19 protein-coding genes are annotated in these 19,455 nt (G+C 72.5%); 10 read left to right on the top strand and 9 right to left on the bottom strand.

Features of this window, described 5'->3' with window-relative positions:
* Positions 1 to 231: 231 nt before the first annotated feature.
* Positions 232 to 705, bottom strand: coding sequence for a peptide-methionine (R)-S-oxide reductase MsrB (msrB, locus tag ACTIGN_RS06295; RefSeq protein WP_439621959.1), 474 nt, complete (start codon positions 703 to 705; stop codon positions 232 to 234).
* A 124-nt stretch (positions 706 to 829) separates the two neighbouring features.
* Between msrB and ACTIGN_RS06300 the strand changes: the two genes are divergently transcribed.
* A complete protein-coding gene (locus ACTIGN_RS06300) occupies positions 830 to 1,669 on the top strand; it encodes an alpha/beta hydrolase family protein (RefSeq protein WP_439621960.1) in 840 nt (279 codons plus the stop codon).
* A 33-nt stretch (positions 1,670 to 1,702) separates the two neighbouring features.
* Here the strand turns inward: ACTIGN_RS06300 and ACTIGN_RS06305 are convergent, their stop codons facing one another.
* Positions 1,703 to 2,260 carry a flavodoxin family protein gene (locus ACTIGN_RS06305; RefSeq protein ID WP_439621961.1) on the bottom strand — a complete coding sequence of 186 codons (558 nt, stop codon included), beginning with the start codon at positions 2,258 to 2,260 and terminating at the stop codon, positions 1,703 to 1,705.
* A gap of 439 nt (positions 2,261 to 2,699) precedes the next feature.
* Here ACTIGN_RS06305 and ACTIGN_RS06310 point away from each other — a divergent pair, with 439 nt between their 5' ends.
* From ACTIGN_RS06310 to tsaD, 6 genes are read left to right on the top strand one after another with little or no spacing between them, the layout of a single operon-like run.
* Positions 2,700 to 3,560: a TatD family hydrolase gene (locus ACTIGN_RS06310; RefSeq protein ID WP_439621962.1), complete on the top strand. Its 861-nt coding sequence runs from the start codon at positions 2,700 to 2,702 to the stop codon at positions 3,558 to 3,560.
* A 33-nt stretch (positions 3,561 to 3,593) separates the two neighbouring features.
* Positions 3,594 to 4,202 carry a Uma2 family endonuclease gene (locus ACTIGN_RS06315; protein ID WP_439621963.1) on the top strand — a complete coding sequence of 203 codons (609 nt, stop codon included), beginning with the start codon at positions 3,594 to 3,596 and terminating at the stop codon, positions 4,200 to 4,202.
* Positions 4,203 to 4,225: 23 nt separating this feature from the next.
* Entirely contained in the window at positions 4,226 to 4,759 is a 534-nt protein-coding gene (locus ACTIGN_RS06320) for a DUF4240 domain-containing protein (protein WP_439621964.1), read from the top strand.
* Positions 4,756 to 5,508, top strand: a complete 753-nt coding sequence (locus ACTIGN_RS06325; RefSeq protein ID WP_439621965.1) for a class I SAM-dependent methyltransferase — start codon at positions 4,756 to 4,758, stop codon at positions 5,506 to 5,508. Before ACTIGN_RS06320 ends, ACTIGN_RS06325 begins: the two co-directional genes overlap by 4 nt.
* Complete coding sequence (locus ACTIGN_RS06330; protein WP_439621966.1) at positions 5,505 to 6,785, top strand: TIGR02996 domain-containing protein; 1,281 nt, start codon at positions 5,505 to 5,507, stop codon at positions 6,783 to 6,785. The genes ACTIGN_RS06325 and ACTIGN_RS06330 overlap by 4 nt, the downstream gene beginning before the upstream one ends.
* Positions 6,785 to 7,798, top strand: a complete 1,014-nt coding sequence (gene tsaD, locus ACTIGN_RS06335) for a tRNA (adenosine(37)-N6)-threonylcarbamoyltransferase complex transferase subunit TsaD (protein ID WP_439621967.1) — start codon at positions 6,785 to 6,787, stop codon at positions 7,796 to 7,798. The genes ACTIGN_RS06330 and tsaD overlap by 1 nt, the downstream gene beginning before the upstream one ends.
* A 40-nt stretch (positions 7,799 to 7,838) precedes the next feature.
* Here the strand turns inward: tsaD and ACTIGN_RS06340 are convergent, their stop codons facing one another.
* Positions 7,839 to 8,090 carry a hypothetical protein gene (locus ACTIGN_RS06340; RefSeq protein WP_439621968.1) on the bottom strand — a complete coding sequence of 84 codons (252 nt, stop codon included), beginning with the start codon at positions 8,088 to 8,090 and terminating at the stop codon, positions 7,839 to 7,841.
* 85 nt (positions 8,091 to 8,175) lie between these two features.
* Between ACTIGN_RS06340 and ACTIGN_RS06345 the strand changes: the two genes are divergently transcribed.
* Entirely contained in the window at positions 8,176 to 9,360 is a 1,185-nt protein-coding gene (locus ACTIGN_RS06345; RefSeq protein WP_439621969.1) for a THUMP-like domain-containing protein, read from the top strand.
* A gap of 305 nt (positions 9,361 to 9,665) precedes the next feature.
* Here the strand turns inward: ACTIGN_RS06345 and ACTIGN_RS06350 are convergent, their stop codons facing one another.
* The 4 genes from ACTIGN_RS06350 to ACTIGN_RS06365 form a co-directional block, all read right to left on the bottom strand.
* Positions 9,666 to 10,577 (bottom strand): biotin-dependent carboxyltransferase family protein, encoded by a 912-nt coding sequence (locus tag ACTIGN_RS06350; protein WP_439621970.1) that lies wholly within the window; start codon positions 10,575 to 10,577, stop codon positions 9,666 to 9,668.
* Positions 10,574 to 11,269 (bottom strand): 5-oxoprolinase subunit PxpA, encoded by a 696-nt coding sequence (locus tag ACTIGN_RS06355; RefSeq protein WP_439621971.1) that lies wholly within the window; start codon positions 11,267 to 11,269, stop codon positions 10,574 to 10,576. The genes ACTIGN_RS06350 and ACTIGN_RS06355 overlap by 4 nt, the downstream gene beginning before the upstream one ends.
* 92 nt (positions 11,270 to 11,361) lie before the next feature.
* The gene (gene dps, locus ACTIGN_RS06360; RefSeq protein WP_439621972.1) at positions 11,362 to 11,847 is read right to left on the bottom strand and encodes a DNA starvation/stationary phase protection protein Dps; all 486 of its coding nucleotides are present in this window, start codon (positions 11,845 to 11,847) and stop codon (positions 11,362 to 11,364) included.
* Between the two features lie 113 nt (positions 11,848 to 11,960).
* The gene (locus tag ACTIGN_RS06365; RefSeq protein ID WP_439621973.1) at positions 11,961 to 13,034 is read right to left on the bottom strand and encodes a hypothetical protein; all 1,074 of its coding nucleotides are present in this window, start codon (positions 13,032 to 13,034) and stop codon (positions 11,961 to 11,963) included.
* Between the two features lie 142 nt (positions 13,035 to 13,176).
* On the opposite strand from ACTIGN_RS06365, the gene ACTIGN_RS06370 reads away from it, so the two are divergent.
* Positions 13,177 to 16,563, top strand: a complete 3,387-nt coding sequence (locus ACTIGN_RS06370; protein ID WP_439621974.1) for a PAS domain S-box protein — start codon at positions 13,177 to 13,179, stop codon at positions 16,561 to 16,563.
* A 151-nt stretch (positions 16,564 to 16,714) separates the two neighbouring features.
* Here the strand turns inward: ACTIGN_RS06370 and ACTIGN_RS06375 are convergent, their stop codons facing one another.
* Positions 16,715 to 17,050 carry a hypothetical protein gene (locus ACTIGN_RS06375; RefSeq protein WP_439621975.1) on the bottom strand — a complete coding sequence of 112 codons (336 nt, stop codon included), beginning with the start codon at positions 17,048 to 17,050 and terminating at the stop codon, positions 16,715 to 16,717.
* Positions 17,047 to 17,583: a hypothetical protein gene (locus tag ACTIGN_RS06380; RefSeq protein ID WP_439621976.1), complete on the bottom strand. Its 537-nt coding sequence runs from the start codon at positions 17,581 to 17,583 to the stop codon at positions 17,047 to 17,049. The genes ACTIGN_RS06375 and ACTIGN_RS06380 overlap by 4 nt, the downstream gene beginning before the upstream one ends.
* A 549-nt stretch (positions 17,584 to 18,132) precedes the next feature.
* Between ACTIGN_RS06380 and ACTIGN_RS06385 the strand changes: the two genes are divergently transcribed.
* Positions 18,133 to 19,392 (top strand): putative sugar nucleotidyl transferase, encoded by a 1,260-nt coding sequence (locus ACTIGN_RS06385; RefSeq protein ID WP_439621977.1) that lies wholly within the window; start codon positions 18,133 to 18,135, stop codon positions 19,390 to 19,392.
* Positions 19,393 to 19,455: the final 63 nt, after the last annotated feature.

Genomic DNA, 19,455 nt, shown 5'->3' on the forward strand with positions numbered 1-19,455 from the left:
CAGCCCCATTTCATCCGTCCGGGTGGAATCGCTCCCATCTTCGACTCTGTTGAATCGTTCGCCTCACGCGGGCCGCCACGGAGGGCGGCCCCTACAAACCAAAGGCAAACTGTCTGGTAGGGGCCGCCCTCCGTGGCGGCCCGCCAGCCACTTCCTGCGTGTCCCGGGAGGACTTCAACAGCGCATGGTGCCGAATCTCGTGGGTCAGAGCGGCTCGTCCCGGCGACGGGCTCAACCCTGGCCGCGTGCGTCACCCTCGGCAACGAACTTCAGGGAGGCGGAGTTCATGCAGTACCGCAGGCCGGTCGGCCGCGGGCCGTCCTCGAACACGTGCCCCAGGTGGCCGCCGCACCGCCCGCAGACGACCTCGTCGCGAACCATGCCGTGGCTCGCGTCCCGGTGGACGGCGACGTGCTCCGGGTCGAACGGCTGGTAGAAACTCGGCCACCCGGTCCCGGACTCGAACTTCGCGGCCGCCCGGAACAGCGGCAGGCCGCAGAGCCGGCAGTGGTACGCGCCGGGGCCCTTGTCGGCGAGCAGCCCGCCGCAGAACGGCCGCTCGGTCCCCTGGTGGAGCAGCACGCGCCGCTCCTCGGGGGTCAGCGCCGCCGCGAGCCGCTCCCGTGCGTCGCCCGTCAGCGGGGTGAGGTCGTGTCCGGAGGCGGACGTGCGGGGCGTGTCGGCATCGGTGCGGGTCGGTGTCACGGTGGTGCCTTTCCGGTGGGGCGGCGGGTACCGTCATTTTACGCGGGCCGGGCCGGCCCGTGCGGCACCGCGGGCCGACCGGCGTAGACTATCCGCTCCCCCCGCACCCCGCACCGGGCCCCCCATGCACCCGTACAGCCTCCTCACCGCCGCGGTCGTGGCCCTCGCGCTCCCGGCCGTCGCGCCCGCGGCCGACCCGAAGCCGTTCCCCGGCCAACCGACGAAGTGGCAGGGGTTCGCCCGCCACGACTTCAGGGTCGGCGGCCTCGACGCCACGGTCGTCGTCCCGGACGCGCCGCTGCCGGGCCGGCCGTGGGCGTGGCGGGGCGAGTTCTTCGGCGCGTTCGCGGACTGCGACGTCGCGCTCGTGAAGGCCGGCTGGCACCTGGCGTACCTGAAGGTGCCGGACCTGTTCGGCTCGCCGAAAGCCGTGAAGCACTGGGAGGGGTTCCACGCCGAAATGGTCAAGGAGTACGGGATGCACCCGAAGCCGGGGCTGATCGGGCTGTCCCGCGGCGGGCTGTACTGCATGAACTGGGCGGCGGCGCACCCGGACCGGACGCTGGCGGTGTACCTGGACAACGCGGTGTGCGACTTCAAGAGCTGGCCCGGCGGGCAGCCGAAGAAGCTCGGCACCGGCAAGGGCAGCGAGGGCGAGTGGAAGAAGCTGCTCGCGGCCCACGACTTCAAGAGCGACGCCGAGGCGGTCGCGTACAAGCTCAACCCGGTGGACAACCTGGCCCCGCTCGCGAAGGCCAAGGTCCCGCTGCTGCTCGTGTACGGGGACAGGGACACGGTCGTGCCGCACGCCGAGAACTCGGAGCTGGTGTACGACCGGTACAAGGCCCTCGGCGGGCCGGTCGAGCGGGTCGTGAAGCCCGGCCAGGACCACCACCCGCACGGGCTCAAGGACGTCGCGCCCGTCGTGAAGTTCTTCACCGCCGCGCTCGAACCGAAGAAGTGACCCCGTCCGGCCGCGGAGCGACCCCCGGGGCGCTCAGCCCGGGAGCGTGCGGGATTCGGGCTTGGCGAGCGGGTGCTGGTCCTTCCGGCCGTCCGCGACCACGGCGACCCACTCGGCGAGCCGGCGGCCGAGCAGCCGGCACGCGTCCCGAACGTCGGCGTCGCGGGGCTCGCGTGCGGCCACCGCCCCGTAGTGGGCGGTCATCGTCTTGCCCGCGTAGTCGGTGACGCCGAACACCAGGAACCCGAAGTTCATCAGGACCATCTGGAGCGACTGGCACGCGATCTCGGCCCCGCCGCCCCACCCGCCCGACGACGAGAACGCGCACGCCACCTTGCCGTCGACCTTGCCCCACGAGTCGAACATCGCTTCGTCCCAGAAGCGCTTCATCTTCCACGACAGGACGCCCATGTTGGTCGGGCTCCCGACCGCCAGCCCGTCGCACCACGACACGTCGTCTGGCGCCGCGTCGGCGACCTCGCGAACGCGGACCTCAGAGCTGGGGACGAGCCCGGCCCCTTCGGCCACGAGTTCGGCCATCTTCGCCGTGTTCCCGCTGGCCGAGTGGTACAGGACCAGGATCTTTCCCATGGCGGTCTCCCCGTTCCGACGCGGTCGCGTCGGTTCCGGGTACGATACGGTCGCCGTGCCGGCCCGGGAGGGGGCCGGCCCGCCGGGCGGACGGGTCGGTCTCGATGCCCCCGTTCTTTCTGGCCCACGAACCGGCGGCTAGAATACGGGTTCCGGCGTGGGCCGTGCTCGTGTCGTTCCACTGCGACTGCCGTGCGAGCCCCTCCTCGGCCGTGTGGGGCCGGAGTCGCGACGCGCGCACCGGGCCGGCCCCCGCACCGCGACCGCGGGCGGCGATCTCGAACACGCCCGTCCCGGACGGTTTCTCGCCGCGTGGCGTGATGGTATCCTGAGCGAGTGTGAACAGAACGCAGGTTCGCCTCCCGTGACCGCGGTGGTCGTGCAACGGGCCGCGCCTCGGGTGCCAGAAGTTGCGAACTGACAAGGAGACGTGTCGAAAATGAAGTACATCGACCCGCACATCCACATGATCTCGCGGACCACGGACGACTACCAGCGGATGGCCTACGCGCAGTGCGCCGCGATCAGCGAGCCCGCGTTCTGGGCCGGGTTCGACCGCGGCACCGCCCACGGGTTCCACGACTACTTCCGCCAGCTCACCGACCACGAGCCCAAGCGGGCCGCCCAGTTCCACGTCCGGCACTACTGCTGGCTGTGCATCAACGCCAAGGAGGCCGAGAACGTCTCGCTGTCCCGCGAGGTCATCGGCATGATCCCCGAGTTCCTCTCGAAGCCGAACGTGCTCGGCATCGGCGAGATCGGGCTCAACAAGAACACCGCCAACGAGGCGACCATCTTCCAGGAGCACCTCGACCTCGCCGCGAAGACGAACGAGTTGGTCCTCATCCACACCCCGCACTTGGAAGACAAGTACAAGGGGACGCGGATGATCGTGGACATGCTCAAGAACGACCGCCGGGTGACCCCGCACCGCGTGTGCATCGACCACGTCGAAGAGCACACGGTGAAGCTCGCGCTCGACAACGGGTTCTGGTGCGGGATGACGCTGTACCCGACCACGAAGTGCACCCCGGCGCGGGCGTGCGACATCATCGAGATGGTCGGCACCGACCGCATCATGGCGAACTCGGCCGGCGACTGGGGCAAGTCGGACCCGCTCGCGGTGCCGGAACTGATCCAGGAGATGAAGCGCCGCGGGCACAGCGAGGCCGCGATCAAGAAGGTGGTGTACGACAACCCGCTGTCGTTCTGGCGGCAGGCGAACAACTGGAAGGAGTGGCCGCCCGAGCCGAGCGCCAACGGCGTCGCCGCGCCGCAGGTCGCAAAGGCGGGGTACTGACTCGGAGGCACCGGGAGTTTGGAGGGAATCACCGTGAGTACCGTTGCCGAGCCGCGATCGGTCACCCAAACACCGCCGCCGGCGCAGCCGACCCCAGTTCGGTTGCACCCCGACCCTTACGACTACCACGGCGAGCGGCTCTTTGAGGTCATCAATGGCGTGCGGGTGGAGAAGGGCATGGGGTTGATCGAGAACCTGATCGCCACGCTCTTGGTGGGCCGGTTGGAGCCGTACTGCCGCACCAACAACCTCGGTTGGGGGGTCGGCGAGACCATGTTCGGTTTCCCGGGCAGCGCCAACGATCGCAAGCCGGACGCGGCGTTTGTCTCGTTCACACGTTGGCCGCAGGCGCGACCGATTCCGCGGGTCAACGCGTGGCCCGTGGCGCCCGAGTTAGCCGTCGAGGTCATCAGCCCAACGGATAAAGCGTTCGATGTCCTCGATAAGCTCGCGGAGTACTTCGCGGCCGGCGTGCAGCGGGTGTGGCACGTGTACTCGCACGTCGAGCAGGTGTTCGTCTTCGACTCGCCCATGCAGGTCCGCGTCCTCACCCGCGCCGACGCGTTGACCGGCGACCCGATCATCCCCGGGTTCCGGCTGCCGCTCGACGAGTTGTTCCCGACGACCGCACCGACGCCGTGACCGCTCTCCCCGGGAGGTGTGCGATGGACTGGAAGCCGTTCTGGAAGGTGCTCGAGGACGCGTACCGGCCCGACGCCATCGAGCACTTCGAGGCGGTCATGGACCGGCTCGGGCAGCTCAAGTGGTTCGAGGTCGTCGAGTTCCAGGCGCGGTTCGACGAGGCGGTCGCGTCGGCGAACACGATCGCGCTGTGGGGCGCGGCGCACGTCATCAACGGCGGGTGCTCCGACGACGGGTTCCGCGACTTCCGCGTGTGGCTCGTGGCCCGCGGCCGGCACCCCTACGAGGCGGCGCTGCGGAACCCCGACTCGCTCGCCGACGTCCTCGACGGCGACCCGGTGGACGGGTTCGGCATCGACGCCGCGGCGCTGCGGGTCTACGAGGCGAAGACCGGCATGAGCGACTTCTTCGAGCGGCTCGACAAGGTCGAGAAGGACGCCCCGCCGCCCCCGCCCGAGGGGCCGGACTTCGACTTCGAGGACGAGGTCGAACTGCGGAAGCGGTACCCGCGGCTGTGCCACCTGTACCTGACCCCGCCCGCCGAGGCGACCGAATGAGCGACCCCTTCCACGACCACTTCTCGGGCGTCGCCGGCGACTACCGCGCGTACCGCCCGGTGTACCCGTCGGCGCTCTTCGCGTTCCTCGCGGAAGCCGCACCCGGCCGCGACCTCGCGTGGGACTGCGGCACCGGCAACGGGCAGGCCGCGGTCGCGCTTGCGGGGCACTTCGCGAAGGTGTTCGCCACCGACGCCAGCGCCGGCCAGCTCGCCAACGCCGAGCCGCACCCGCACGTCGAGTACGCCGCCGCGCCGGCCGAGAAGTGCCCGCTCCCCGACGCGAGCACCGATCTCGTCACCGTCGCGCAGGCGGTCCACTGGTTCGACCTCGACCGGTTCTACGCCGAGGTGCGGCGGGTGGCGAAGCCCGGGTGCGTGGTCGCCGCGTGGACCTACGACCTCGACACGGTCCACCCCGAGATCGACCCGGTGATGGAGCAGGTGCAGGCCCGGTACGTCCGCCCGTACTGGCCGCCCGAGCGGGCCTACGCCGACGCGGGCTACCGCACCCTCCCGTTCCCGTTCCCCGAGTTGCCGCGGCCGCACTTCAAGATGACGGCCCAGTGGGACCTCGCACACTTCACCGGGTACATCAACACCTGGTCGGCGGTGCGGAAGTACGAGCAGAAGTACGGCCACAGCCCGATGCCCGCGGTCACCGAGGAGCTGGCCGCGGCGTGGGGCGACCCGGCCACCGTGCGCCCCGTGCGGTGGAAGTTCTCGATGCGGTTGGGGCGGGTGTCGTGAGCGAACGCAAGCAACTCCTCGCGGCGATCTGCGCCAACCCCGAGGAGGACACGCCGCGGCTCGCGTTCGCCGACTGGCTCGAGGAACAGGGCGGCGAGGACGACGTCGCGCGGGCCGGGTTCGTTCGCGCACAAATCGCGCTCGACCCGCTCCCCCGCTACCACCCCGACTGGCTCCCCGCGGCGCACGACATCCTCCGCAGGTGGGGCAGCAAGTTCGGCGACTGGCGACTGGAACTGCCGCGGATACCCGGCGTCTCGTGGGGGCAGTTCCGACGCGGGTTCGTGGACTCCGTCAGCGTGTCGAGCGCGAAGAACTTCGTGCAGAAGGGCGGCCGAATCGCCGCGACCGTTCCGCTGCTCGGCATCTCGCTGACCGACCGGAACGAGTTCACGGCGTTCGGCCGCAGTCCGGTGTTCGGCCGCCTTCGCCGCTTGCAGATCGCTCACGGGCGAAGTTTCACCGCCACCAACACGCAAGAGCTTCTCGCCCTCCCGAACTTCCCGCGCCTCACGCACCTTGATCTGTCAACAGAGCTGGTCGCCAACGATGGAGCGGCGGCTATCGCGGCGTGCCCCCATCTCGCAGGGTTGACCGAACTCCGACTTTCCGAGAATCACATCGCGGATGCGGGGTACACAGCGCTGGCAAAGTCTCCGCACCTTTCGAACTTGCGCGCACTTCACATCGATCGGAATATAGGCGGCACCACCGGCGTGCGGGCACTGGCCGAGTCCCCCAACGCCGCCGGGTTGCGGGAGCTGAGCCTCGGCTATTGTGGCGGTCCGGACGGGGCGCGGGCTCTCGCGACCTCAAGGTATCTGACCAAACTCGAAGACTTCACGGTGAACGATTTCGTGGTTGAGAGTTTGGAGGCCACCGCGAATTCTCCGAACTTCGCAGGGTTGATCCGCCTCCGCATTACGGCACGCGGCGCGAAGGCGGTGGCGGAGTCGCCGCACATGCGAAACCTCCGGGAGCTTTGGCTCATCCAAAACACGACCCTCGACGATGCAGAATCGCTCGCAAAATCTCCGCACCTCGTGAACCTGCGGCGGCTTAATCTGTCCGGGCACATCCTCTCGGATAAGGGTGCCCTCGCCCTGGCCGAGTCGCCGTACCTCGGCGGCCTGTGCGAAGGCTGGCTGTTCCTGGGTGCGTCCCCTGACCTCACACAAGTTGGCATTTCGGCACTGCTGAACCGGTTCGGCCACCACCCCGCGCACATGCCCGCACCGGGTGGGTTTCCGAGTCTCCCCGAGGACGTTCGATTTTAATGACACACTTCCTGGCCCTTGAGACGAGCTGCGACGAGACGGCGGCGGCCGTGTTCACCGACGGGCTCGCCGTGCGGTCGAGCGTCGTCGCGTCGCAGACCGACCTGCACGCGCGGTTCGGCGGCGTCGTCCCCGAGATCGCGTCGCGGGCGCACCTGCGGAACCTGCTGCCGGTGATCGACGAGGCGCTCGCGAAGGCCGGCGTCACGCTCGCCGACATCGGGTGCGTCGCGGTCCACAACACGCCGGGGCTCGTCGGGGCGCTGCTCGTCGGCGTCTCCGCGGCGAAGGTGCTCGCGCTCGGGCTCGGCGTGCCACTCATTGCTGTGAACCACGTCCAGAGCCACATCTACGCCTGCCGGCTCGCCGCGGGCCGCGACATCTTCCCGTGCGTCGGGCTGGTCGTCAGCGGCGGGCACACCGCACTGTTCCAGTGCGACGGCCCGCTGGCGATGACGCTGCTCGGCGGCACGCGGGACGACGCGGCCGGCGAGGCGTTCGACAAGGTCGCGGCGATCCTCGGGCTGGGGTTCCCGGGCGGGCCGGCCGTCGAGCGCGAGGCGGCCGCCGGCGACCCGAAGGCGTACGCACTGCCGCGGCCGTTCGCCGACGACGGCCGCCTGGAGTTCAGCTTCAGCGGGCTCAAGACGGCGGTGATGTACGCCTGCCACGGGCAGGACGTCGCGAGGGCGAAGCCGCCCGAGCCCGGCCCGAAGCGCGCGAACCTCGCGGCGAGCTTCCAGGCCGCGGCGGTGGACGTGCTCACGATCAAGTGCAAGCAGGCGCTGCGCAAGACCGGGCTGAAGCGGCTCGCGGTCGGCGGGGGCGTGTCGGCCAACAAGCCGCTGCGGGCGGCGCTGACCGCGATGTGCGCGAAGGAGGGCGCGGAACTGTTCATCCCGCCGCTGTCGCTCTGCACGGACAACGCGGCGATGGCGGCGCTGGCGGTCGAGAAGTGGAGCCGCGGGGAGTTCGCGCCGGCGGACCTCGACGCGGAACCGAACTGGATTTAAAAGACGCGCCCGCCCGTCGCAACGGGCGGGCGCGTCGTGTTCACTTCTTGGCGGCGTCGGCGGCGGGAGCCGCGGGGGCCGGAGCCTCGGCCTTCTTCTTGGCCTTGGCGGCCTTCTTGTCCGCGTCGTACTTGACCTTCTCGGCGGTCGCGGCGGCGATCGCCTTCTCGGCGGCGGCGTTGAACGCGAGCCGCTCGTCCTTCGGCAGGTACACGCCCGGCCCGAGCCGCTGCTCGTACCGCTTCCGGCGCTTCTCCGTGTGCTTCCGCTTCACCATCGCGGGGTTGCCCATGATCCGTCTCCTGTGCGTGGCCGGTACTGGAAAGTCTTAAACTAGCAACCTGCGCGAAAAACGTCGAGAGCGGGGACCGGCCGACATGGACCTGACGACCTTCCGAGAACTGCTGACGCCCGCCGGGCAGCGGGTGCTGCTCGCCGCGGCCGCGCTCGGCCCGACCGAGGCGGCGTTCCTCGCGTGCTTCGAGAAGCTGCGGAAGCACTCTCCGCCCCCGCTCGCCAAGGCCGCCCTCGACACGGTGCTGCTGCGCCTGCGGGCGCGGCCGAAGTTCGCGGCCGCCGACCGCATGTACTTCACCCGCGAGGCGCTCGAACAGGCGACCGGCGACGCGGTCGCGACGTACCGGGCGGCGCGTTATGCGTCCTTTGGGGTGGTCGCCGACCTGTGCTGCGGGATCGGCGGCGACGCGCTCGCGTTCGCGGCCGCGGGGCTGACCGTTCACGCGGTCGAACTCGACCCGCTGCGGGCTGCGATGGCGGCCGCGAATGCGGCGGCGCTCGGCGTCGCGGACCGGGTCACCGTTCACGAGGCCGACGCGCTCACCGTGCCGCTGCCGGGCGTGCGGGCCGCGTTCGCCGACCCGAACCGCCGCAGCGACGGCCGCCGTCACCTCGCCCCCGACGACTACACCCCGCCGCTGTCGGCGCTGCGGGGGCGGTTCGAGCCGGGCTTCCCCCTGGGCGTGAAGGCCGCGCCCGGCGTGGCCCGCGACGACGTGGCGGCGCTCGGCGCGGAAGCCGAGTTCATCTCGGTCGGCGGCGAGATGAAGGAGTGCGTGCTGTGGTTCGGGCCGCTCCGCTCGGCGGCGTGGCGGGCGACCGTGCTTCCTGCCGGCGTCACGCTCGCAGCGGCCGACGAACCGACCCCGACGGGCGCGCCGGCCGAGGTCGGCGCGTACGCCTACGACCCCGACCCGGCGGTGGTGCGGGCCGGGCTCACGGGCGTCCTCGCCGAACAGCTCGGGCTGTCGCCGTTCGACTGGTCGGTCGCGACGCTCACCGGCCCCGAGTTGGTGCGGTCGCCGTTCGTCACCGCGTACCGCGTCGAGCACAGCGACCGGTTCCACGCCGGCCGGCTCCGCGACTACCTGCGGGAACGCGGCGTCGGGCGGGTCACGATGGTGAAGCGCGGGTCGATGCTGGACGCCGACGAGGTGGCGCGGAAGCTCAAGCTGAGCGGGTCGGAACACCGGGTGGTGCTCCTGACCCGCATCGGCGGCGAACAGGGGGTGATCGTGGGAGAGCGGCTCGCCGAGGTGCGCTAGCCGTTTCTTCCGGGCCGCGCTGTTAAGAACCGGTGGCGGAATGTGACCGCGCGTCTGGGGCCCGGTTCAGGCGGTTCCCCCTCACCCGCGACTCGAAGACTCGTCGCGACCTCTCCCCGTCGGAACGGGGCGAGGTGGGGGCGGTTGGCCCGTTCCGACACTCGCCCTGACGGATTGCTTGTGAGAAGGCCGGGGAGCCCCACCTCGCCCCGTTCCGACGGGGAGAGGTCGCCGCGCTTCGCGGCGGGTGAGGGGGTGCCGCGCACGCCGCCTACCCGCCGCGTCAACCCGTTCCGCCACCACTTCTAAGCGAACTCGGGCGGCCGCTCCGCGGCCCGGAGCCGTGCGAGCCACTCGCCGAGCCGCGCCGCACGCGCACGGGCCGCGTCTGCCGCGCCGGCGGGGGCGACGCGAACGAACCGCACACGGTCGCCCGGCCGCAGTTGCGCGAGGGCGTCGAGGTCGGCCCGGACGACGTGCGCTACCTTGGGGTAGCCGCCGATCGTCTGCCCGTCCACGCCGAGCACGACCGGCAGGCCGTCGTTCGTCACCTGCACGGCCCCGGGGGCAACCGCCTCGGAGACGAGTTCCCCCGCACGGCGGGCGAGCGGCGGCCCCGTGAGCCGCACGCCCATGCGGTTACTCGCGGGCGACACCTCGTACTCGCTGGTGAAGAATGCATCGTCGGTGAACCAGTCGCACTGTGGCCCGTCGAGGACGCGGAGGACGTTTCCGCCAGGAGGGAACAGGTCCTCGGCCGGCGAGCGCGGCTCGGTCCGCGACGGCCGGCACGCGAGCACGTCGCCGGTGCGGATCGGCTCCAGCGCCGAGCGGCTGCCGAGAACCGCGGGGGCGTCGAACCCGCCGGCGACGCACAGGTAACCGCGGCACCCGGTCCGCGTGCCCCCGACCCGCAGCACGTCGCCGGGTTCGAGAGTGAAGGTGGTGTTCGGGCGGACCGGGGTGCCGTTGACGGCCGACTCGAACGCCGGGCCGAACACGACGCACGCGACCGGCGCGACCGCTTCGAGCGTCGGGCCGAACAGCGTGACCTCGAGCGCGACCTTGGCGGCTTCGTTCCCCACGAGCGCGTTGCCGAGCGCGTGCGCGAACCGGTCCGCGGCCCCGCCGAGCGGCAGGCCGAGGTGGCGGGTGTGCGGCCGGCCGGCGTCGACGAGGAGCGAGTACAGGCCGGGGTCGCGGACGCGGAGGCTCATGCGAACGACTTGAGGGTGAACCCGCGGGCGAGCAGCGCGTCGCGGACGGCCCGGGTGAACGCGACCGCGTCCGGGTTGTCGCCGTGGACGCACACCGTCCGCACGCCGCGGTCGGCGATGAGCCACTCGACCTGCTTCACGGCCTCGGTCGGGTTGGTCACGAACGGGTCCGGGTCGTCGCGGGGCACGAGCGTGCCGTCGGGCCGGTAGCGGCGGTCGGCGAACCCCTCGGGGACGAACGTGGTGCGGTCGCGGCACACGGCCTCGAGTTCGGAGCCGGGTAGCCCGACGACCGGGAGCTCGAGCTGCGCCGCGGCGATGATGAACAGGTCGGCGACGTGGCGGTCGCGGCACGCCTGGTGGTACAGCGCGCCGTGCGGCTTCACGTAGCTCACCCGGAGCCCGAGCGCCGCGGCCATCGCGTAGAGCGCGCCGAGTTGGTACACGCACAGCGCGACGAGTTCCTGGTTCCCGAGCGCGAGTTCGCGGCGGCCGAAGTGCTCGCGGTCCGCGTACCCGGGGTGCGCCCCGATCGCGACGCCGTGCTTGTGCGCGAGGCCGAGGGTGCGGGCGATCTCGGCGGGGCCGCCGGCGTGCAGCCCGCAGCACACGTTCGCAGAGGTGACCAGGGGCACCAGCTCGGCGTCGCTGCCGGCCCCCTCGCCGAGGTCCGCGTTGAGGTCGATCAGCATGGGCGGCTCTCGGGTGTCGAGCCACGGGGCTTGTCCCCGTGGTCGTCTGCGCCTCCGGCACCACGGGGACAAGCCCCGCGGCCCGACGGCAATTAGCCGTTGAGGTGCGACTCCAGGAAGTAGAGCGCCTCGTCGAGGTCGCGGGACAGGCCGGTGAACAGGTCGGCGGTGTCCTTGTCGCCGAGCCCCTCGGCCTTGTCGATCGCCTCGCGGCTCAGCTTGCTCGTCGCGGCGTACCGGTCGGCGAGGGCGGCGACCACCTCCTGGCCCTTGTGCGTGCCGGCCGGGAACTCGGGCACGCGGCTCGTCGCCGCGGCCTGCCGGGCGGTGCCGTGCGCCACGCCGCCGAGGGCCGTGAGCCGCTCGGCGATCTCGTCGACGTGCTCCTCGACCTCCTCGGCCAGTTCGTCGAACAGCTTGTGCAGCGCGATGAAGTTCGGCCCCTTCACGTTCCAGTGCGCGAACTTGGTCTGCGAGAACAGGTCGAACGTGTCGGCGAGTTGCTGGTTCAGCAGGGCGACGAGCTTCTCGCGCTTGTCGGCCGGGATGTCGATGCGGGTCGGGAACGGGGTCGCCATGATCGGGCTCCTGTCGGGGTTGTGCGAAGGTCGGTCGATCGGACTCGAAAGAGTGTACCGCTGCACCCGGCGTGCCCAACAGCGGCGGTGCCGTTTCGGGGGAACGGGCGGGCCTATCTCCGCTTCAGCACGGTCCGCACCAGGGCGAGCGCGGCCAGCACGCCGACGACGCCGAAGTACACGCCGATCGTGCCCAGGCCGAACGCCGGCCCCTCGATGGGCTCCACCCGGTCGAGGGCGTCGGCCGCGGCCCGCAGGGCGTGGCGGTGCGCGACCAGCACCTTCCGGTTCCCGTACTGCCGGCCCCACGTGCACTCGTCGAGGATCGCGACCGCGGACCTCACGTCGCCGGCCGCGGCGTACAGTTCCGCGAGCAGCCAGTACAGCCGCGTGTCGCCCGGGAACCACAGCACGAGTTGCTGGGCGGTCGCGAGCGCGTCGGGCGGCAACTTCGCCTGCTCGGCGGGGGCGAGGACGCCGGCCTCGTACTCCCCGGCGGCGTTCACGAACCGCACCGGCTCGCCCGACAGCGGGAGCAGCGGGAGCACGTCCTCGGTCTCGTCGGCGGCGTGGCGCTCGGTCGGGCCGAGCCCGCGGCGCTCCTCGGTCTCCTGGCGGCGGATCTGGTAGAACCGCGGCACCACGTCGGCGTCGAGTCGCGCCCACCAGTCGCGCTGGCCCTTCGAGAGCCCCTTCACCGTCTCGGGCATCTTCGTGTCGAACTGCCCCTCCTGGTGGTAGCGGAGCGCGTCGGCCCACTCGCCGCGGGCGGCGTGGGCGCTGGCGAGGCCGGTGAACACGAAGTAGTCGGGCCGGCGGTCGGCGGCGTGCGGGCCGAGGACGCCCAGGGCGCGGTCCGACTGGCCGACGCGGAGCAGGTCGGTCGCGAGCGCGGCCGCCTCGGGCGCGGTCCGCTTCGGCCCCTTCTCCTGCTTGGCGATCCGGTCGAGGAACTTGACCCGGTCCGGGTTCGGCTTCTCGCCCGGCTTGGGCTCGACGAGGGCGTTCGTGAGGACCGCGAGCCGCCGCTTGAACTCGTCGAACGGGAGCGGGGCGGGCCGGCCGTCGGTGCCGACGGGCACGGCGAACGGGTCGTCCGGCGAGTACAGCGAGGCGCGGCCCCCGCCCCCGCTCGCGAGCAGTGCGGCGAGTGCGGCGACCCCGGCGGCGAACGCGGCTCCACGCATGGCCCCTCCGATCATCCCGGGCATTGTAGGCCCAATGGTTCAAGTTTCGCCATTGGCGGTTTGAGCGGACCGCAGTCTGTATTATGTTGGTGATACTCCGCCCCCTCCCCGCTGACCCGCATCCGTCGCCCGGGATGACGTCATGTCCGTGCCCCCCCGGCCCGCCGCTGAGGTCCCGCCCCCGCCCCGCCCGGGGCCGGCCCCCGTGCGGCCCGAGGTCGGGCTGTGGCTGGCGGTCGGGTGCGGGTACGTCCTCGCGGGGCTGGTCGGGCTGGGGCTCGCGGCCCTCTCGCCGGGGGTGTCGGTGCTCTGGCCCCCGTCGGGCGTGGCGCTGGCCGCGGTGGTGCGGCTCGGGTGGCGGGCGCTGCCGGGGGTGGCGGTCGGGGCGCTGGTGGTCAACTTGATTAACGCGCGGCCCGACGCGCCGCTGTGGGGGGCGTTGGGGATCACCGCCGGGAACGTGGCCGGCGCGGCCCTGGGCGGGTGGCTGGCGACCCGGGGGAAGCGGCTCCGGCTCGACCACCTCGGCGGGGTCGGGGTGCTGGTGCTGGCCGCGGTCCTCGGGTCGGTGCCGGCGGCGCTGCTCGGCACCGCGTTCGTGGCCGCCGTCGGGGGCGACGCCCCGGGCGACCCGCTCATGACCGCGGTCGTGTGGTGGACCGGCGACATGGCCGGGGTTCTGTTGTTCGTGCCGCTGCTCCTGTGGCCCCCGGTGGTGGGGCAGGACGGGACCCGCGGGGCGGTCGCGTGGGCCGGGCTGCTCGCGTCGGCCGCGTTCGCCGCCGGGTTCGCGCTCACCCCGGGCGTCCCGGACCCGGCGAGCCTGATGGCGTGCCTGCCGGTCGTGGCGATCGCCGCCGCCCGGTACGGCCCCCGGGGCGCGGCGGCCGCCAACTTCGTGACCGCCGCGGTCGTCGTCGCGCTCCTCGTCGCCGACCACAAGGCCCTGGGCGAGCGGCTCGCCTTGGTCGGGTTCCTGGCCGTGTCGGTGGTCACCGCGCTGTGCCTGGGGATCGTGACCGCCGAGCGGGACGCGGCCGAGACGGCCCTGAGTGCCGACATCGCGGCCCGGGTGGCCGCCGAGGCCCAGAAGGCGCGGGCCGAGGCGGCCCTGGCCGCCGACCGGTCCCGGTTCGCGACCCTGCTGGCCCACTCGCACGACGCCCTGGTCGTGATGACCCGGGACGGCCGCACCGCGTACGTGACCGACGCCATCACCGCGATGTGCGGCCGCACCCCGGCCGAGTTGGCCGGCCGGTCCACGTTCGAGAACGTCCACCCCGACGACCGCACCCTCGTGCAGCTCACGTTCGCCGACACCCTGGCCCACCCGGGGCTCCCGACCAAGGCCGAGTTCCGGATCCAGCGGACCGACGGCCGGTGGGTGTGGCTCGAGGCGCTGGCGACCAACCACCTCGACAACCCGGCCGTGGCCGGCGTGGTCGTGAACATCCGCGACGTGACCGACCGCCGCGAGGTCGAGGCCCAGTTCCGCGAGACCCGGGCGCTGCTGGAGACGACCGCCGGCCTGGCGCGGATCGGCGGGTGGGAGTACCACATCCCCGAGAACCGGATCACCTGGTCGCAGCAGACGTACCGGATCCACGAGCTGAGCCCGTTCGAGTACGCGCCGCACCCCGACAACTCGTTGGACTTCTACGCCCCCGAGGGCCGGGAGGTGATGCGCGAGATGGGGGCGCGAGCCGCCGCGACCGGCGAGGGGTGGGACGTGGTGCTCCCGTTCGTCACCGCCCGCGGCAACAAGCTGTGGGTCCACGTCATCGGCCAACTGGAGACCCGCGGGGGCAAGCCGCACCGCCTGTACGGCACCATCCAGGACGTGACCGAGCGGGTCGAGGCCGAGCGGGCCGTCGAGCGGAGCGAGGACCGGTACCGGAACCTGTTCGAGGCCGCCCCGGTCGCCATCTGGGAAGAGGACATGACCGGCGTCGCCGACTGGTTCGGCGGGCTCCGGGCCGCCGGCGTCACCGACCTGGCCGCCCACCTCGCCGCCCACCCGCACCTCGCGGCCGCCGCGATCGGCATGATCCGCGTGCGGAACGTGAACCAGGCCGCGGTCGCCATGAACCGGGCGGCCGACAAGGCCGAGCTGATGGCGAGCCTGCCCAAGCTCATCGGGCCGGAGACCGGGCCGGCGTTCGCCCGCGAGCTGGTCGGCCTGTGGAGCGGCGAGCGGGCCCTGCGGATCGAGACCCGGGCGGTCCGCCTCACCGGCGAGCCGGCCGACATCGTGCTGCACGTCGGCGTGCCCAACGCCGGGGGCCGCCCGGACCTCTCCCGGGTCGTCGTCCTCGCCGTGGACGTCACCGACCAGAAGCGGCTCGAGGAGCAGTTCCGGCAGGCCCAGAAGCTCGAGGCCGTCGCCCGGCTCGCCGGCGGCATCGCCCACGACTTCAACAACCTGCTCACGGTCATCAACGGGTTCAGCGAGTTGATCGCGGCCGAGACCCCGCCCGGGTCGCCGCTCCGGCCCCTCGTCACGCACATCCAGTCGGCCGGCGAGCGCGGGGCCGACCTCACCCGCCAGTTGCTCGCGTTCAGCCGCAAGCAGCCCCCGGCCGCCGGCCCCGTGGACCTGGCCGCCGTGGTCGAGAGCCTGCGGCCGCTCCTGGCCCCGCTCATCGGCGAGGAGGTCGCCCTCGTCACCCGGGTGGCCGCGGTCCCGAAGGTGCTGGCCGACCGCGGGCAGATGGAGTCGGTGGTGATGAACCTGTGCGTGAACGCCCGCGACGCGATGCCCGGGGGCGGCACGCTGACGGTCGAGACCGGCGTGACCGAGGTCGCCGAGGCGCAGTCGCCCGACGACCCGCCCCCCGGCCGGTGGGTGGTGCTCTCGGTCGGCGACACCGGCACCGGCATCCCCGAGGAGGTGCGGCCGCACCTGTTCGAACCGTTCTTCACCACCAAGGAACTGGGCAAGGGGACCGGGCTCGGGCTCTCGACCGTGTACGGGATCGCGGCGACGGCCGGCGGGCACATCCGGTTCACGACCGCGACCGACTGCGGCACCACGTTCCGCATCTACCTGCCGGCCGCGGGCGCGGCGGCCGGGTTCTTCCCGCCCCCGGGCCGCGACGGCCCGGCCCGGCCGCGGGCCGCCGACGGGCCCCCGCCGCGGGTGGCCGCGTTCGCCGACGCGCCGCTCGTCCTGCTCGTCGAGGACCAGCCGGCGATCCGCGAGCTGTCGGCCCGGGTGCTGACCGAGACCGGGTTCGAGGTGCTCGCCGCGTGCGACGGGATCGAGGCCCTGTCGGTCCTCGCGGACCTGTCGCGGCCCCCGGCGGTGCTGGTCACGGACGTGCGGATGCCGAACATGACCGGCCGCGACCTCGCCGACCGGGTCCGGCTGAAGCACCCCGAGATCAAGGTGCTGTTCATCTCGGGCGACACCGAGGAGGTGTCCGGCCCGAACGAGGCGTTCCTGGCCAAGCCGTTCAACATCGACGAGCTGACCGACGCCGTGATCGGCGTCCTCGGCGCGCCCGTCCCCCAGCCCGCCGCGGGGTGAGAATGATCGACCCGCCCGGGCCGGATCATACCGAATCTCATGCATTCGTTTCTATCTGGTGGGGCAGGCATTCGTGCCTGCCTCCAACCGCTTCCGGAGGCAGGCACGAATGCCCGCCCCACCAAGGGCAACTGATCCACGCGATTCGGTATCACTCCTGCTTGACGCCGTTCTTGTACCGCGACACCTCGACCGTCTTCGGGGCCGACGGGACCGTCTTCTTGTCGGCCTCCAACTCCTGCTGGAGCTTGCGGATCGCCAGGTTCGGGTTCTCCGGCGTCACGTCCTCGGGGCCGGTCGTGTTCAGCGGGGGCGTCGGCTTCGGGGCCGGCACCGTGACCGGCTCGGGCGGCTCGTCCTTGTCCTTGTCGGCCTTGCCCTTACCGTGCTTCGGGCCGAGGCCCGAACCGGCCAGCGGGCCGACCGGGTGGATCCCCGTGCAGCCGATGAGCGCGCCCAGCGCGAGCGCGAGGAGCAGTCGGGTCATGGCTTCACCTCCCGCACCTGGGCCGTTGTGGTCCCCGGGACCGGCGCGGCCTGCGCGTCGAGGCGGCGGGCCTGCGTCGCCGCGGCGCCCGGCGCGCCGCGGGCCGCGACGTCGAGGCCCTTCGCGGGCTCGGGAGCCGCGGACCGCCGGGGCGAAACGCCCAGCCCGCCCACCCGCAGGTTGTACAGGGCCGAGGCCTGGCGCTCGAGTTCGTCGGCCTGGCGGCCCAGGGCGTCGTCGCCCTTCTCCGCAGCGACCCGCCGCAGCTCCGTGCAGACGGAGACCCGGCGCAGGTAGGCGTCCTGCTCGGCCCGCAGCGCGTCGGCCAGCACCTCGGGCGCGAGCGGCGCGGTGATCGTCGGCGGCCGGCCCGAGTTGGCGGCCGCCGGCCCGGCGGGCTTCGGGGCCCTCGGGCCGAACAGCTTGTTCACGAGCGTGGTTTGTTGCACCGGGGCGCCGTCGCCGGCGACGGCCGGCCCGCCCAGGCCGCACGCCAGGGCCGCGGACGCGCCCCAGAGTCGGTATCGTCTCATGGACTTCCCCCCGCGGTCGAGCGGCCCCCCCGGCCGACCCGTCCCGTGCGTGAAAGGCAATACGTGTTCGCGGTGAACGGCGGGGTTATGCCAACCGAAGTGCGGCGTGTAAAGGGGAGTTCCGCGGCCGGTATGTGCGCCGCGTGAAGGCCCCACCAGGGCGATTCCGTGTGTCACACGGGGTGGTTCAGGTGTACCCCCTCGCTGGCGCGCAGGGTTCGCCAAGAGGCCGGCGGTTCCGGGCGAACCCTGAGCGCCCGCGAGGGGGTGGGCCCCCGGCCCGCACCACCCAACGTGACACACGGAATCGCCCTGCGGGCACGGGCACAGGCTGGGGCACGGGCACGCGGGGAAAACGGGACCGGCACGGACTTGCCGACGCACCGCGATTTGTCCGTGCCCGCGTGCGTGCCCGTGCCCGTGCCCGGTTTTTAGATTCGGCCCCCGATCTGCAGTTGTCCCGACGCCGCCCGAAACTCGCCTTTCCCCGATCACCGGTCCCGGTCTAGACTGCCCCCTCTACGGCCACGGACGGCGGGAGGACGGTGGATGCGAATCTGTGTGTACGAAGACGCGCTCGTGCGGGGGCTGGAGCCGCTCGCCCTCACCCGCCCGGTGGCCGACCTGATCTGCGGGCTCGACACGCTCGCCCGGAAGCAGGCGCGGTACTTCGCGGCCGCGACCGTCGGGCACCTGTGCCGCAGCGGGGTGGCCGGCCTGATCCGGGGCCGCGACCCGCTGTGCCCGGTGAACGACCCCGCGTGGCTCCGGGCCGCGCCGACCGTGCTCGTGAACGCCCGGTGGGTGCCCCCGCCGCGGCCCGCGGCCGGCGCGCCGTACCCGTTCGCCGACGGCCCGCACCTCGGCGTCGCCGGCAACGAGATCGCCTACGCGGTGCTCGACGTGCCGCACCTCGAGGCCCTCACGCAGAGCCCCGAGCGGTTCTCGCGGTGCATGGACGAGTGGGCCGGCACGCTCCCGGCCCGCGACGTCGGCGGGGCGCTCGTGAGCCGCCCGTGGGAACTCGTGGACCTGAACCCGGCCGAGATCGCCAACGACGCCAGGGCGCTCGCCCCGGCCGCCGCGCCGCCCGCCGGGGTGGCCGTCGTCGGCCCGGCCGAGCGGTTGATCGTCGACCCCACGGCGCGGGTCGACCCGATGGTGGTGTGCGACACCACGAACGGCCCGGTCGTCATCGGGCCGGGGGCGGTGGTGCAGGCGTTCACGCGGCTCGAAGGGCCGTGCGCGGTCGGGGCCGGGGCGGTGGTGTTCGGGGCGAAGGTCCGCGGGGGCACCACCATCGGCCCGCACTGCCGGGTCGGCGGCGAGGTCGAGTGCAGCGTGCTGCTCGGGTACGCGAACAAGTACCACGAGGGGTTCCTCGGGCACAGCTACGTCGGCGAGTGGGTGAACCTCGCGGCCGGCACCCACACGAGCGACCTGCGGTGCGACTACCGCCCGGTGACGGTGCCGATCGACGGGGCCGAGGTGGGCACCGGCCGCATGAAGGTCGGCGCGATCATCGGCGACCACGTCCGCACCGGGCTCGGCGTGCTGCTCGACTGCGGCAGCGTGATCGGGCCGTTCGCCCAGGTGCTGCCGAGCGGCGGGTTCGCGGCGCGGGCGATCCCCGGGTTCCACCGGGTCGGCAGCGGGGTGTCGAAGGAACTGACCGACGTGGACCGGCTGATGGCCACCGCCGACACGGTGATGCGGCGGCGGGGCCAGGCGCTCACGCCGGAACTGGAAGCGACCTACCGCGCGATCCGCCCGCGGCCCCCGCTCGTGACCATCCGGCGCTCCGCCTAATCAGAGGTGGAGACACGGAGAGGGGGAGCTGGGGAGACAAGACAGCTTCGCTTCTGTCTCCCC

Origin of the sequence: Gemmata sp., assembly GCF_051859125.1 — a bacterium.
Lineage (GTDB): Bacteria > Planctomycetota > Planctomycetia > Gemmatales > Gemmataceae > Gemmata.